This is a genomic window from Caldicoprobacter faecalis (assembly GCF_900115765.1).
Classification (GTDB): domain Bacteria; phylum Bacillota; class Clostridia; order Caldicoprobacterales; family Caldicoprobacteraceae; genus Caldicoprobacter; species Caldicoprobacter oshimai.
The window spans coordinates 18,399-32,110 of record NZ_FOXR01000014.1 but is presented as its reverse complement, the minus strand read 5'-3'; the positions used below and the strand labels follow the sequence as shown (position 1 = coordinate 32,110).

Here is a 13,712-nt window from a genome sequence, read left to right as displayed (position 1 = left end):
AATCACTCCCCTTGCTTGTTGCACGAAACGTATCAAAGCTACAGCAAACTCAATTTTCACTTATTACTCTTATTTGCAAAATGAAGGTATGACAGTATGCATATCGGCAGGAAGTAGCAACACCACACTTCTAAAATCAACGTTCCAATCCAATCAACGCCACTCTGTTTCGAATTAAACACCCCAAGCATGGGTGTAAGAAAACAACCTATAAAAAAGGCTCCATGAACCATTAACAGCCCTTTTAGCCACTTATCCGACCTGGATTTGGCGTTAATCGTGAGACCAATGAAAAAAGTTGCTAAAGACATAACTCCATACCCTAACAGATCATAGCTGAAGAATAATCCCAATCGTTTATAATCAATGATTCTTAATGCCTCATCCCCTAATGAATCAAGTCTGACTGCCGTTGCCTGTGCAAAATACACCAACAGAATCAAAACAGCATAAACCCCGGATAATACCATAGCAGTATTCGCAGCAACTTTATGTTCTTCATCGCTTTCAGCATGAAATCCGGCTAACATCATCACAAAGCCAAATGCTAGAAACATGCATACTAAGTAACTTCCAAATTGCCGATTTTTGCCTTACACTCGTCTAAATTCTCGTTTAATACGGGGTTTCTATATTCTTTTCCAGTATGGCCTGAAAAGAGTTTCTTCTGCGCTGACAACTATTTTATGGCTTCTACAATCTTCTCTTTTAGAGTATATTCTAGTGTAAGAATGCTTACATAGAATGTACATCCATTCTGTCTCTTCAACCTATACATATATAATCGTTTATCTACCCTGTCAACTCAACCCTGCCTAATTTTGAATTAAAATTTCACACAAAAATATACCCTCGATATGTTCCCATGTACGCATTTAGGCGCTATAGTTCGAGTAGATAAGTTGAATGTAATCCAGCAAATCCAGTAAAATCAAGACTTACACCCTTGACATCAACGTCACGCACTCCACATGCGTCGTATGCGGGAACATGTCCACCGGCTGCACCTCAATCACCCGATATTCCTGCTCAGTTAAAAGCTTCAAATCCCTTGCAAGGGTTGCTGGATTGCATGAAACATACACAATTCTCTGCGGTGCCATACGGATTAATGCTTCCAATACCCCTGCCTCACATCCTTTTCTGGGTGGGTCGAGCACCACCACATCGGCACGCAAACCAGAATCCACCAGCTTCGGGATGACTTCTTCAGCCTTTCCGGTTATAAACTCAACGTTTGCAATACCGTTTATTCTGGCATTTTCCCATGCATCCTGTACCGCCTGGGGCACTTCCTCTATACCATACACCTTTGCAGCACTGCGCGCCAGAAAGAGCGAAATGGTCCCTATTCCGCTGTACAGGTCTATAACAGTCTCCCTACCCGTTAAACCGGCGTATTCCAGTGCTTTGCTGTACAAAATCTCTGTTTGTGCCGGATTTACCTGAAAAAATGAAAGCGGCGATATCTTAAAGGTTAACCCGGCCAATATATCAACTATATATCCTTGTCCCCACAGAGTAATATTCTCATCGCCCAATATTACATTGGTCTTCTTAGAATTTATATTCTGTACAATGCCGGTTATACCTGGTATATTGTTCCTTAAAAGCTCAACCAGCTTGTCCTTGTAGGGCAGGTATCTCCCGTTTGTTACAATAATCACCATAAGCTGTCCGGTTTTAAATCCCACCTTAGTTACAACATGGCGGATAATTCCATGGTGAGCATTTTCATCATATACAGGGACATTATACTTTTCTATGAATTTTCTTGTAATCTCGATAACCTTATCGTTAACTTGATGATTAATGATGCACCTATCTATATCAACAATATCATGGCTTCTAGGTACAAAGAAACCAATAGATAGTGAACCGCCAGTCATTCCTACAGGAAACTGGGCCTTATTGCGGTATCTCCAGGATTGCTGCATGCCTATAGTGTCATGTATTTTTACGCCTGTAATTTTCCCTATGCGCTCCAAAGCATCACGCACCCTACGGGTTTTAAACTCAAGCTGGCGATTGTATGAAAGGTGCTGAAGAGAACACCCACCGCATCTTTTTGCATAAGGGCATGGTGGAAGCATCCTATCCGGAGAGGGAATGATTATCTTCAATAGCTCACCATATCCATAGTTCCTGCCTGCTTTCACAGCTCTGATCCTGACTCTCTCACCAGGCAGCGCGCCTTCTACAAACATGGTAAATCCATCTATGCGTCCTATGCCCTCTCCATCGACGCTTATATCGTCAACATTCATTTCATATTCCTGGTTTTCTTTAACTGGAATCCTTTTTTGTTTCATCTATTACTTTCACCCTACTTCTATAATTGAGTACTTAGTTATTGTTATGTTGCTGCAATAGTAATGCAAGAAAAATACCAAAGAAAACTGGCATCAACCTTAACTTATTTTAGCACATCCTATCGTATAAATTCATCCTTTATCACAAAATTTTAGCACAAGATAGAGCTTACCGTGCTAAAAACATAGAATTCCTTAAACGCCAAAAATAAGATACAAAAAGGGGCCTAACATAAACATGCTGGCCCCTTTTATCAACATTTAAAATGTTCATACAGGTATGCAGATCCTTTGACCTATCTGCAGCCTGTTGGGATTTACACCCGGATTGGCCGCCATAATGGCCTCTACCGTGGTGTTAAACCTCCTGGCAAGGTTGAAAAATGTGTCACCTGCCCTTATTATATACGGCATAGTGCCAGCAGGGCATCCGGACGGTGCATCTATCGGTATACATATCCTTTGACCTATCTGCAGCCTGTTGGGATCCACACCCGGATTGGCTGCCATGATGGCTTCTACAGTAGTATTAAACCTCCTGGCAAGGTTGAAGAAGGCATCACCTGCTCTTATTATATATGGCGTGGTACCGGCTGGGCATACAGGTGATACAGCGGTCGGTATGCATATCCTCTGACCAATCAGCAGGCCTTGTGGATCTACACCCGGATTGGCTGCCATCAAAGCTTCAACAGTGGTATTGAATCTCCTTGCAAGAGAGAAAAATGTGTCTCCAGCCCTGACGGTATACACAAACGTCCCAGGTGGACATACGGGCTGGGGAACAGCCAACGGTATACAGATAACCTGCCCTACCCTCAAATTCTGAGGATCAATACCCGGGTTGGCTTCAATGAGATCGTCTACCGAAACATTGAAACGGCGTGCAATCGCAAACAGGGTATCACCCGGCCTGATGGTGTAGAAATTCCCTTCGGGACAGGGCGGGAATTGCGGCTGCATAGGTATGCATATTCTCTGGCCAATCTGCAAACGGTTAGGGTCAACCCCGGGATTTGCAGAAATAATCGCAGCCACCGTTGTATTAAACCTTCTCGCAAGAGAAAAGAAAGTATCTCCCGGCCTAATGATATAAGGCATAGTACCAGGAGGACATTGCTGCAAAGCATAATAGTCCATAGGGTATTCCATCGTTCCATTACCTCCCCCTTTTGCGTTACTACTTTACTACAATATATTCAGGGAAGTAAGGAACTGTTACCCATCAGGCTTACTTTTGCAATCATTTATGCTCTCATTATATTTTCAACATAACGCTTCAGATTTTCCGCTCCTATTGCAATGCCGGTAATGGGGTCTTCAATACCCTCAAATTCAATGGACAAAAATCCATTATACCCTGCATTTTTCAATAGATTCAGGCACTGAACAACCGGCACATCCCCATGCCCTATGATAGCACCGCGAAGATAATTGCCACCTCTGGATTTAAACCATCCTTTCCCTGGATTTGGAAGCATGCCTGACTTTACATGGAAGTCCTTCACATGTACGTGAAAGACGTAGGGAAGCAGCCTTCCAACTGCTTTCACCGGATCCTCATCTGCACACAGGAAATTCCCGATATCCAATAGCACCCCAAAGTTAGGGTGATTGACGGCATTTATCAACTTCTCAACTCGATCGCTGTCCTGGCAGAAAAATCCGTGGTTTTCCACCGTAGTCTTAATCCCGAGCTCCTGGGCAAACTCCGTAACCGCTCGACAACCCTCTGCCAACCTGGGCAAAGCATCGTCAAATCCTCTGGCACCACGGTATTCTTTTGGAAATCCCCAGGTGGCATCATGGCGCATGCATGGCACTCCCAGCGCCTTTGCAACCCTGACCTCTTCCTTTACCCTTTCTATTTCCTTCTCGAGGTCACCGTTTGAACCGTTGATAAAATCGGCGGACACGGCATAGTTAATAATTTTGATACCGAGCTTTTCAGCCTCCTCTTTTACCCTCGCGGCATATGTAAGCAAAGTCTCGCCTTCCGGTGGAGCAGATAAGCCGGCAAACTCTACCGCCTCGAACCCCATTTCCTTCGCTTTTTTTAACACCTCTAGCGAATCTAACTTACAGCGGCTGTAGCTGTAGGAACTGACCCCCAGCTTCATGTTATTTACCCCCCATCTTTAATTAAAAATGATTTTGTTCATTTCCTCCAAACAGCCCCACGTGAACTACCAACCACCATATGATAAAATTATGGAGCTGTTTAAAGCCATCTTCATATAATCTTTAGCCGCCTGAAGCCATACTATTTATCCCAGTCGAAATTTCACCTTGCGAGTCCCAACTATCCTGCAGTTATCATTTTTGATCTCGTCGGGGAAGGCTTCCCTTAGCCTCTGAATGGTATCCTTGTTGTCATAGCCGATTTGCTCAAGTATGGCTGCAATGATGATACCCCACTCGTCAGAAGAGCCATCCTCAATTTTAAGCACAAAGCCCAGCCTCTCTTTCTTAAGGCCAAAACAATAAACCCCCATGGCTCCCCCTTTGGCCACTATGTTGTCGTCCTGCAGCAGCAGAGAACAAACGCGATTGGTACCGGCTATCATTTCGGGATAAGCATTCATAAGCCTGGTTATCTTTTCCACAGCGGATCTAATCTGCGCATCCCTAATAAGGTCAGGACAGGCCAGTCTGAGATATGCATTGGCAATGAAAATAAGGGGCATAGCAAACACCGGAACGCCGCAACCATCGACTCCAATCTGGATATCCTCTTCAGGATAACCGGAGATTATAGCGATGTGCTCCCTAATGAGCTGCTGAACGGGGTGATCGATGCTCCAGTAATCCTCCATTTTATATCCCAGCTCTTTGCACAGCATTAATATCCCCAAATGCTTGCCCGCGCAGTTGTGATATATTCTCCTGGGCTCGGCGCTGCATATCAACAGGTCCTCCGGAATGCCTGTCTTATTCATTATGGATTCAAGCACCTCTATATGGAAGGGTTCAGCCATATGAGATGCGCAGAGTATTGCAGCTTCCCTGCCCTCCAGCCCGTACTTTTCAATCAAACCCAGCTTAAATACCGGAATGGCCTGAATGGGTTTAGCAGTAGAGCGCATAAATGTTACCCGCTCAGGTTCCCCTACTGAATAGACCACCTCGCCGCTATCCGAAATGCCGCATATAAACCCCCTGTGCACGTTTTCCACTATTTCCCCTCTGTATTCTTCAACCAATACCTCGCTCAAATCATTCACCTCTCCAAACATTCCATAAAAAATCTATACAGCTCAGGGTCTGCTTTCTTTATATTAACAGGCTTGAGATTGCTGTCAGTGATGGCGTGCACCGTATAGCCTTTTGCCAGTAATGCCCCATCCTCTTCCCTTATCACTTCATATTCCATCTTCAGCCTTACACCTTTAAATTCAGCCATGCGTGTGCGTACGATAACGGTATCGTCATACTTGGCCGGTTGCTTGTAAAAACATCGGGTTTCTATAACCGGCAACATCCACCCTTTTTCTTCCATGCTGCGGTAGGTCATGCCTCTCGCACGCATGTATTCGCCTCTCCCAATCTCAAACCAGGTGTAATAATTTGAATGATGAACCACACCCATTCTATCAGTCTCTTTATACCGAACTCTAATCTTTGTATCAACTGCAGGCATCGTATCATCTCCAAAAAACGCAGATAACATTATAAATTAGTGCAAATTAAATGGACAATATCTTTGCCAGCTCATACATCTCATGATCAAACTCTTTTTTCATCGACAGCGCTTCATCGATGTCATAGTCCACTATCTGAGAGCCGCGTATCGCAACCACCCTGTTGCTCTTACCGCTGAGCAACAACTTTACGGCATGTGCACCCATTCGGCTGGCAAGTATTCGGTCTGCAGCCGTAGGACTGCCTCCGCGCTGGATATGCCCAAGTACGGTAACTCTTACCTCAAGACCTGTCTTCTCTTCTACCTCCTTGGCCAGCTGGAATGAATTCTTTGTGCCCTCGGCCACAATCAAGATATAGGATACCTTCCCTCTGTTTTTCCCTTCGATGAGAATCCTGCATACATTATCAACGTTAAAAGGTATCTCGGGCACGATTATATCCTCCGCTCCGCCAGATAGCCCCGCATATAACGCTATGTCGCCAGCATTACGCCCCATGACCTCAATGATATTGACCCTCTCGTGGGACGTTACGGTATCGCGAATCTTGTTTAGGGCATCGAGAACAGTATTCACGGCCGTATCGAATCCAATGGTAAAATCTGTGCAGGCTATATCGTTGTCGATGGTGCCGGGAATGCCTACCACAGGCACGCCAAACTTGCTTAAATCCCTTGCACCTCTAAAGGAACCGTCACCACCTATGACTATTATCCCATCGATGCCAAAGATTTTAATAATGTTGTATGCCTTTTTCAAGCCTTCCTCCGTTTTAAACTCTTCGCATCGAGCGGTATGCAATATGGTCCCACCGCGGTGTATGATCTCGCCCACCGATGCCACATCCATCTCTTCGATTTCACCGCGAATCAATCCATTAAAACCCCTCTTTATTCCCAAAACGCGTACTTTGTTATAAATTGCCGTTCTCACAACCGCACGGATGGCAGCGTTCATCCCTGGAGCATCTCCACCGCTGGTCAAAACGCCTATCGTTTTCATGTATCTTATTCCCCCTATTCATGGAATGGAAGAAATATACAATTTCTTTCGCAGGTCTCTATATGCAACACACCTTATAAATACTTATTTTCCATCAATACCTTATGAGCTTCGCTTGCTTCAGATTTCGGAACCATTATCTTATAATAATTGTCCTCGGGCGCAACATTTTTGTATATGGGTTTTATCTTAATCAAAAACCCTTCTTTTGTCAAGAGATCCCCTATCTTTTCGGACATCTCCTTACCCTGGGCCATATACACTACCACCCACATTGCAAGGTCCTCCTTCTTGGGGAGACAGTCAATCCTGGTCCCTGCCGGATATCAGTTCTCCGTATTTTGTCAAAATTCTCGCTTTGCCCCTTATCTTAATAGCCGAGGTGTTCTCGGTAAACTGTGCTATCATCACCTCGCCTTTATCCAGCTTCTCGGTGTGATGGAACTTGGTATCTTTGCCTCTGGTCATTCCAATGATGCTCACCCCGTCTTCCTGCGCCAAAACGCATATATAGTCGCCCAGAACAGCCTGGTCATCCATAGCTATCCCTCCTTAAGCTCGATGGTTTTAAACATTATCCTATTAATTTTACGCAGTTTTGCCCCAAAACATCCGATAAAACTTTTAACAGTTCAGGGTGCCCTTCGACCCATAGGTCCCTGTTTGCCAGAAATTTTTTCCCCGTCGCCTCTATAAAGAGGTAGACAGGAATATTCCCGCGATATCGACGCAAAATGGGGCATATCTGCCGGTTTATGTCTATTTTGCTTCCTTTTTCAATCTTCAAATACAGCCTCTTATTCTTTGAGGTACTGACAAGGGGCTGTACTTCATTCAATATAATTTTGGGCTCTTCATCTTCCCTGATGCTGAGCCTACCATTTATTATCACCGCACTGTCCTCTTCAAGCAACGGTCGGTATTTTTCATATGCACTCGGGAAAACTATGACCTCCACGCTGCCATATAAATCCTCCAGCGTGATAAACGCCATTATCTCATCGTTGCGGGTGGTTTTCAACTTTCTGCTCACGATAATTCCGCCTATTGTGAACGGCGAACCATCGGTAAGTTCGCTGTTCATCACAACAGACTCGTGTTCGGATTCGCCTTCTGACACCTTCAGCCCTCGCAATTCCAGGGTGGTATTCATGTTATCCAGTATATCCTTAAACTCGCTTAAGGGATGTCCGCTTATATATACGCCCGTCACCTCTTTTTCCATATTGAGGCGGACCTTTAAAGGAAATTCCTCTATCTGCGGCAATGGGTCCTGGTTCAACTTTTCAATTTCAGCCTCATAACTGGTTTCAAACAGTGAAAGCTGTCCCTCGACGTTTTTCCTGCGCTCCTGGTTTATGCTGTCCAGTATCTTTTCATAAACCGCCATCAACTGCGAGCGGTAGACATTCAAAGAGTCAAACGCACCGCATTTTATAAGGCTCTCTATCATCTTCTTGTTGATTGCGCTGCCGTCTACCTTCCTGCAGAAGTCGGTAAAGCTCTTGAACTTGCCTTTCTTTTCCCTTGCCTCTATAATGGCATCGATGGCCGACAGGCCCACGTTTTTTACAGCCGCCAGTCCAAACCTTATCTTGTTTCCCACCACTGTGAATTTGGCATGGCTTTCGTTTACGTCGGGTGGCAGCACCTCAATGCCCTTTTTCCTACAATATTGAATATATGCAGCCACCTTGTCGGTATTGTTCATCACGCTGGTCATCAGGGCAGCCATGTACTCAACCGGATAATGGTATTTAAGCCACGCCGTCCTGTAAGCAACCAGCGCATAGGCAGCCGCATGCGACTTGTTGAAGGCATATTTTGCAAACTCGGCCATGGTATCAAAAATGCGGTTGGCCTTGTCTTCAGGGATACCTCTTCTGACAGCCCCAGGTATTATCACATTGCCATTTTCATCCTCAAGGCCGTATATAAAGTTGCGCCTTTCTTCTTCCATGATCTCGGCTTTCTTTTTGGCCATAGCCCGCCTGACCAGGTCGGAACGCCCCAGCGAATACCCAGCCAGGTCCCTTACGATCTGCATAACCTGCTCCTGATATACTATGCAACCATAGGTGACGCCAAGCACGGAAGCCAGCGATTCGTGTATATACTCTATGGCCTCTGGATGGTTTTTGTTATAGATATACTGTGGTATCTGGTCCATGGGGCCAGGACGATAAAGCGATATGCCTGCGATTACATCTTCAAAAGTGCTGGGCTTTAGCTCTTTAAGAAACTGCCTCATCCCGGCGCTTTCCAGCTGGAACACGCCGTCGGTATCCCCTTCCGACAGCATATCATAAACCCCCTTGTCATCCAGGGGGATGTTCTCGATGTCCACTTCTTTCCCCGTATTGGCCTTGATAAGCTCCAGAGTATCCCTTATAACCGTCAGGGTGCGCAGGCCAAGGAAGTCCATCTTTAAAAGCCCCAGCTGCTCCAGCGTACCCATGGCAAACTGCGTGGTTATACAATCGTCGTTCTTTTGTAAGGGAACGTATTTCGTCAAAGGCTCCTTGGATATCACCACGCCTGCCGCATGGGTTGAAGCGTGCCGCGGCAGGCCTTCAAGCTTTCTCGAAGTGTCAATGAGTTTTTTAACGCGCGAGTCCTGTTCGTAAAGCCTCCTCAGTTCGGGGTTGATCTCTAAAGCCCGCTGGATTGTCATGCCCAGCTCAAAAGGCACCATCTTCGCGATCCTGTCCACTTCCGCATAGGAAAAATTGAGTGCCCTGCCCACATCCCTTATTGCAGCCCGCGCTGCCATGGTACCAAAGGTGATGATTTGCGCCACCTTATCCTTGCCGTATTTCTCGGTTACGTAGTCTATTACCTCTTGGCGCCTTTCAAAGCAAAAATCCACGTCTATGTCAGGCATGGTAACCCGTTCGGGATTTAAAAAGCGCTCAAAAAGCAGGTTGTAGCGCAGGGGATCGATCTGCGTGATGTCCAAAACATAGGCCACAATGCTGCCGGCCGCGCTCCCACGACCGGGCCCTACTATAATTCCCCTCTCCCGCGCAAATTTTATGAAGTCCCATACTATCAAAAAATAATCCACATAGCCCATCTGCTCGATAACGCTAAGCTCATACTCAAGGCGCTCCTTGGCTTCCTGAGTTACCGGCGAATACTTTCTCTTCAACCCCTCATAGCAGAGATGCCTCAAATACTCGGCCGCCGTATACCCTTCTGGCACGTCGTACTTTGGCAAATGTATGGTATTGAAATCGAAATCCACTTTACAGCGCTGTGCTATGGCAACCGTGTTGGCGATGCCCTCCGGACAATCCTTAAACAGATTCATCATCTCGTCGGGGGATTTAAGATAAAATTGATCAGTCTCAAACCTCATGCGATTCGGTTCATCGACGGTGCTGCCCGTCTGTATGCACAGCAGTATATCGTGAACCTCAGCGTCTTCTCTGTCAATATAATGGACATCGTTGGTAACCACAACGGGAATCCCGGTGTCCCTGCTTAAGGCCAAAAGGCCTTCGTTGACAATGCGCTGCTGCTCTATCCCGTGATTTTGCAGCTCCAAATAAAAATTTCCTTTTCCGAAAATTCCTTCAAGGCGCACAGCCAGCTCTTTTGCCTGATTATACTGGCCACCGAGCAATAACCTTGGGATATCACCGGCCATACAGCTGCTGAGGCCAATCAGTCCATCGCTGTACTGCTCCAGCACATCATAGTCGATTCGCGGCTTGTAATAAAACCCCTCCAAAAATCCCATTGAAACCAGTTTGACCAGGTTTTGGTAGCCTCTCTGATTCTCGGCCAGCAGTACCAGATGGGCATAATTGCTATCGGTATGGGCTTCTTTGTAATACATGGAACGGGGCGCTATATAGACCTCACACCCTATTACCGGATGTATGCCGCGATCTTTTGCCTCCCTGTAAAAATCTACCACACCGTACATCGCACCGTGGTCGGTTATGGCGATGCTGGACATTCCCAGCTCTTTGCACCTGTCAAGCAATTGAGGTATTCGCGCCGCTCCGTCCAGCAGGCTGTATTCGGTATGGACGTGCAGATGCACGAAATCGCCCATCTTGCCAGCCTCCTCATCTTTTCATGCTCTTGGCAGACAACAACGCTTTGCCCACCAGTTCCTTATCATGGCAGCAGGTGACTTCAACTTTATTGAAATGCCTGCTTTCCTCAATCACCCTGGCCGTGACCTCCAGCTCGTCATCCAGCTGTACCGGCTTTACAAAGTATACAGTAAAGCTATCCAGTATTATATCCAGCTGCTTGTACTTTCTCAAGGCAACGTTACCCACCGTGGCCATGAGCATGGTCATGGCGCTCCAGCTGGCGGTGCCTATCTGGCTCAACAGCATCGGAGACACCGAACCGTAAAACACCATGCCGTCCTCTATCTTTTTATTTTGAAACCCTTTCAGCACCATATCCTCCAGCGTTTCGCTCACCTGCGGCTGGCTGCTCATATACTGAAGCGCCTTTATTACATCCTGGTTGGTGACTATACCCACCAACTTTTTGTTCTCCACCACCGGCAGCAGCTCTATGCCTTCCCAGATCATTATGTGCGCGGCATAGGCTATCGTGGTCTTGGGCCCTACCGTAATTGGGTTGGGAGTCATAAGTTCCTGTATGGACTTCCCCTCGGCATCGGCTATGTCTTTGGAAGTGACAATCCCTACTACATGGTGGTTCTGGTCAACCACCGGGAATCTGCTGTGGCCAGTGGTGTAAAAGAGCATTCTCCACTTTTCAATGGTATCGTTTACACTGAGGTAGTGAGGATTGGGCACCATGATGTCCTCTACCAGCAAAATATCCTTCTTTATCATCCGCTCGGATATGGCCTTATTGATCATTGTAGCGATGGTGAAGGTATCATATGTCGACGTTATGACCGGAAGTTCCTTGGCATCAGCCAGATCACGTATTTCCTGGCTGCACGAAAAACCACCGGTGATGAGAACGGCACAATCATTCTCCAGTGCAAGGCGATGCGCTTCTTCCCTGTTCCCGACGATCAGCAGGCTTCCGGATGAAAGGTATTTTTTCATGGCATCGATGGTCATAGCCCCTATGACAAAGCGCGACAACGTCTTGTCCAGCCCTTTCCGACCGCCCAGCACCATGCCATCCACTATGGACACAACCTCTGCATACGTCAGCCGCTCGATGTCCCTTTTTTCCACCTTTTCTATACGAACTGTACCTACCCGTGGAAGGGTCTTTACGTATTCCAGGCTCTCGGCTTCCTTTATGGCGCGGTATGCGGTACCTTCACTGACCCCCATCTGCTGGGCGATCTTGCGAACCGAAATGCGCGTCCCAACTTCCAGCTGTTTAATATACTCTATTATAAGGTTGTGCTTGGTGCTCATGCCCTCACCCTTCTACAAATTTACATGGCTCGACACTATTGTAACACTTTCTCTCACTATATACAATATGCTCCCATTTTCGCCGAAAGTGCACTATACATTAAAATCACGATGAGGCATTGTTGTGCGGTACCTCCGAAAAGTTGGAGGCAATCGTATGGCTGACATGGCCTTGCTTTCATCCTCGCCCTCGATGATGATGGTGACCTCATCTCCCTGCCGTACGCCCAGCGACATAACCCCCATGATGCTCTTGGCGTTTACCTTTTTAAGCCCTTTGGCAATCCATATGCGGGACACAAACCTGCTGGCAACCTGCACAAACAAAGCCGCCGGGCGCGCTTGCAGTCCAGCCTGGTGTTCTATAGTGAACTTAGCCTCCAGCACCTACATCTCCCCCTTTTTCTTTTCTCTCAGTGCATCGGCAATTTCGTCCAGCTTTCGCAAACGATGATTGACCCCCGACTTCCCGATGGGAGGAACCAGCATGCTGCCCAATTCCTTCAAACTAGCATCCCTGTACTTAAGCCGTAGCTCCGCAATTTCACGAAGCTGCGGTGAAAGCCTGTGCAGACCAATACTCTGGCGTATATATTCTATGTTCTCTATCTGTCTGATAGCAGCATTCACCGTTTTGTCCAGATTTGCCGTTTCACAGTTCACAATCCGGTTGATGTTGTTGCGCATATCCTTGCAAGCCCTTATATTCTCCAACTCAAGCAGCGCCTGGTGAGCACCTATAATATTGAGAAAATGAGAAATATTTTCTCCCTCCTTGAAGTACAGCACATGGTTGCCCTTTCTTTCAACGATTTTGGCGTGTAAACCGAAGCGTGCTATTAAGCTGCTCAAGGCCTGTGCATACTCCAAATCATGCGTTACTACTTCCAAGTGGTAGTTTTTTTCTGGGTCGCTTATATAGCCGCCCCCCAGGAAAGTGGCACGCAGATAAGCCCGCCTGCAGCATTCATTTTCGACAAGAGCTGAGTGGATTCCTGCATAGATATTGGTGTTGCCCATCTCGTCCTTGTAAAGCACATGGGCATCCTCTAAAAGCGCTCTGGCTTCCGAAGGGCGTAAAACCGCTACTATATAGACGTTGTTCTTCTTCAATCTCTGATTCTTTCGTATGAGTATCTCGGGCTGCACTTTATACCTGCTTTTGATCAATTTAAATATACGGCGAGCCACCGGGGCGCTCTCTGTGCTAAAATACAAGCCTACCTCATTATTCCCCAGAAATAACATTGTGCCGTTTATGTGAATAAAGGCAGCCAGCTCGGCCATTATGCAGCAGCTCTGGCCCAGCGGAATGCTGCAAAGTTCGCTCTTTACGGTTGATGAAAAGAACATGGAAGCTCACTCCATCTTTAACC

13 protein-coding genes are annotated in these 13,712 nt (G+C 46.5%); all 13 read right to left on the bottom strand.

Annotation, left to right across the window (positions count from 1 at the left end):
• Positions 1–56: 56 nt before the first annotated feature.
• A complete protein-coding gene (locus tag BM241_RS06950; RefSeq protein WP_025746744.1) occupies positions 57–557 on the bottom strand; it encodes a hypothetical protein in 501 nt (166 codons plus the stop codon).
• 381 nt (positions 558–938) lie between these two features.
• On the bottom strand, positions 939–2,312 hold the full coding sequence (gene rlmD, locus BM241_RS06945; protein ID WP_092282358.1) for a 23S rRNA (uracil(1939)-C(5))-methyltransferase RlmD: 1,374 nt from the start codon (positions 2,310–2,312) through the stop codon (positions 939–941).
• A gap of 270 nt (positions 2,313–2,582) precedes the next feature.
• Entirely contained in the window at positions 2,583–3,464 is an 882-nt protein-coding gene (locus BM241_RS06940; RefSeq protein WP_242948299.1) for a LysM peptidoglycan-binding domain-containing protein, read from the bottom strand.
• Between the two features lie 95 nt (positions 3,465–3,559).
• Positions 3,560–4,432, bottom strand: a complete 873-nt coding sequence (locus tag BM241_RS06935) for a sugar phosphate isomerase/epimerase family protein (protein WP_025746747.1) — start codon at positions 4,430–4,432, stop codon at positions 3,560–3,562.
• A gap of 147 nt (positions 4,433–4,579) precedes the next feature.
• The gene (locus BM241_RS06930) at positions 4,580–5,536 is read right to left on the bottom strand and encodes an asparaginase (protein WP_394328175.1); all 957 of its coding nucleotides are present in this window, start codon (positions 5,534–5,536) and stop codon (positions 4,580–4,582) included.
• Positions 5,533–5,952: an acyl-CoA thioesterase gene (locus BM241_RS06925; RefSeq protein ID WP_025746749.1), complete on the bottom strand. Its 420-nt coding sequence runs from the start codon at positions 5,950–5,952 to the stop codon at positions 5,533–5,535. Before BM241_RS06925 ends, BM241_RS06930 begins: the two co-directional genes overlap by 4 nt.
• Before the next feature lie 46 nt (positions 5,953–5,998).
• Complete coding sequence (gene pfkA / locus BM241_RS06920) at positions 5,999–6,958, bottom strand: 6-phosphofructokinase (protein WP_177206115.1); 960 nt, start codon at positions 6,956–6,958, stop codon at positions 5,999–6,001.
• Between the two features lie 74 nt (positions 6,959–7,032).
• A complete protein-coding gene (locus BM241_RS06915) occupies positions 7,033–7,233 on the bottom strand; it encodes a hypothetical protein (RefSeq protein ID WP_092282356.1) in 201 nt (66 codons plus the stop codon).
• A gap of 28 nt (positions 7,234–7,261) precedes the next feature.
• Positions 7,262–7,498: a trp RNA-binding attenuation protein MtrB gene (gene mtrB, locus BM241_RS06910; protein WP_025746753.1), complete on the bottom strand. Its 237-nt coding sequence runs from the start codon at positions 7,496–7,498 to the stop codon at positions 7,262–7,264.
• A 34-nt stretch (positions 7,499–7,532) separates the two neighbouring features.
• Positions 7,533–11,024, bottom strand: a complete 3,492-nt coding sequence (locus BM241_RS06905; protein ID WP_092282354.1) for a DNA polymerase III subunit alpha — start codon at positions 11,022–11,024, stop codon at positions 7,533–7,535.
• A 13-nt stretch (positions 11,025–11,037) separates the two neighbouring features.
• On the bottom strand, positions 11,038–12,336 hold the full coding sequence (locus tag BM241_RS06900; RefSeq protein WP_025746755.1) for a DRTGG domain-containing protein: 1,299 nt from the start codon (positions 12,334–12,336) through the stop codon (positions 11,038–11,040).
• Between the two features lie 93 nt (positions 12,337–12,429).
• Positions 12,430–12,723 carry an HPr family phosphocarrier protein gene (locus tag BM241_RS06895; RefSeq protein WP_092282353.1) on the bottom strand — a complete coding sequence of 98 codons (294 nt, stop codon included), beginning with the start codon at positions 12,721–12,723 and terminating at the stop codon, positions 12,430–12,432.
• A complete protein-coding gene (gene whiA / locus BM241_RS06890; RefSeq protein ID WP_092282352.1) occupies positions 12,724–13,689 on the bottom strand; it encodes a DNA-binding protein WhiA in 966 nt (321 codons plus the stop codon).
• Between the last annotated feature and the right edge of the window lie 23 nt (positions 13,690–13,712).

Bases quoted from the DNA above. Each gene is read 5' to 3' on its own strand.
- BM241_RS06950 (WP_025746744.1), bottom strand. From the start codon at position 557: ATGTTTCTAGCATTTGGCTTTGTGATGATGTTAGCCGGATTTCATGCT.
- rlmD (WP_092282358.1), bottom strand. From the start codon at position 2,312: ATGAAACAAAAAAGGATTCCAGTTAAAGAAAACCAGGAATATGAAATG.
- BM241_RS06940 (WP_242948299.1), bottom strand. From the start codon at position 3,464: ATGGAATACCCTATGGACTATTATGCTTTGCAGCAATGTCCTCCTGGT.
- BM241_RS06935 (WP_025746747.1), bottom strand. From the start codon at position 4,432: ATGAAGCTGGGGGTCAGTTCCTACAGCTACAGCCGCTGTAAGTTAGAT.
- BM241_RS06925 (WP_025746749.1), bottom strand. From the start codon at position 5,952: ATGCCTGCAGTTGATACAAAGATTAGAGTTCGGTATAAAGAGACTGAT.
- pfkA (WP_177206115.1), bottom strand. From the start codon at position 6,958: ATGAAAACGATAGGCGTTTTGACCAGCGGTGGAGATGCTCCAGGGATG.
- BM241_RS06915 (WP_092282356.1), bottom strand. From the start codon at position 7,233: ATGTGGGTGGTAGTGTATATGGCCCAGGGTAAGGAGATGTCCGAAAAG.
- mtrB (WP_025746753.1), bottom strand. From the start codon at position 7,498: ATGGATGACCAGGCTGTTCTGGGCGACTATATATGCGTTTTGGCGCAG.
- BM241_RS06905 (WP_092282354.1), bottom strand. From the start codon at position 11,024: ATGGGCGATTTCGTGCATCTGCACGTCCATACCGAATACAGCCTGCTG.
- BM241_RS06900 (WP_025746755.1), bottom strand. From the start codon at position 12,336: ATGAGCACCAAGCACAACCTTATAATAGAGTATATTAAACAGCTGGAA.
- whiA (WP_092282352.1), bottom strand. From the start codon at position 13,689: ATGTTCTTTTCATCAACCGTAAAGAGCGAACTTTGCAGCATTCCGCTG.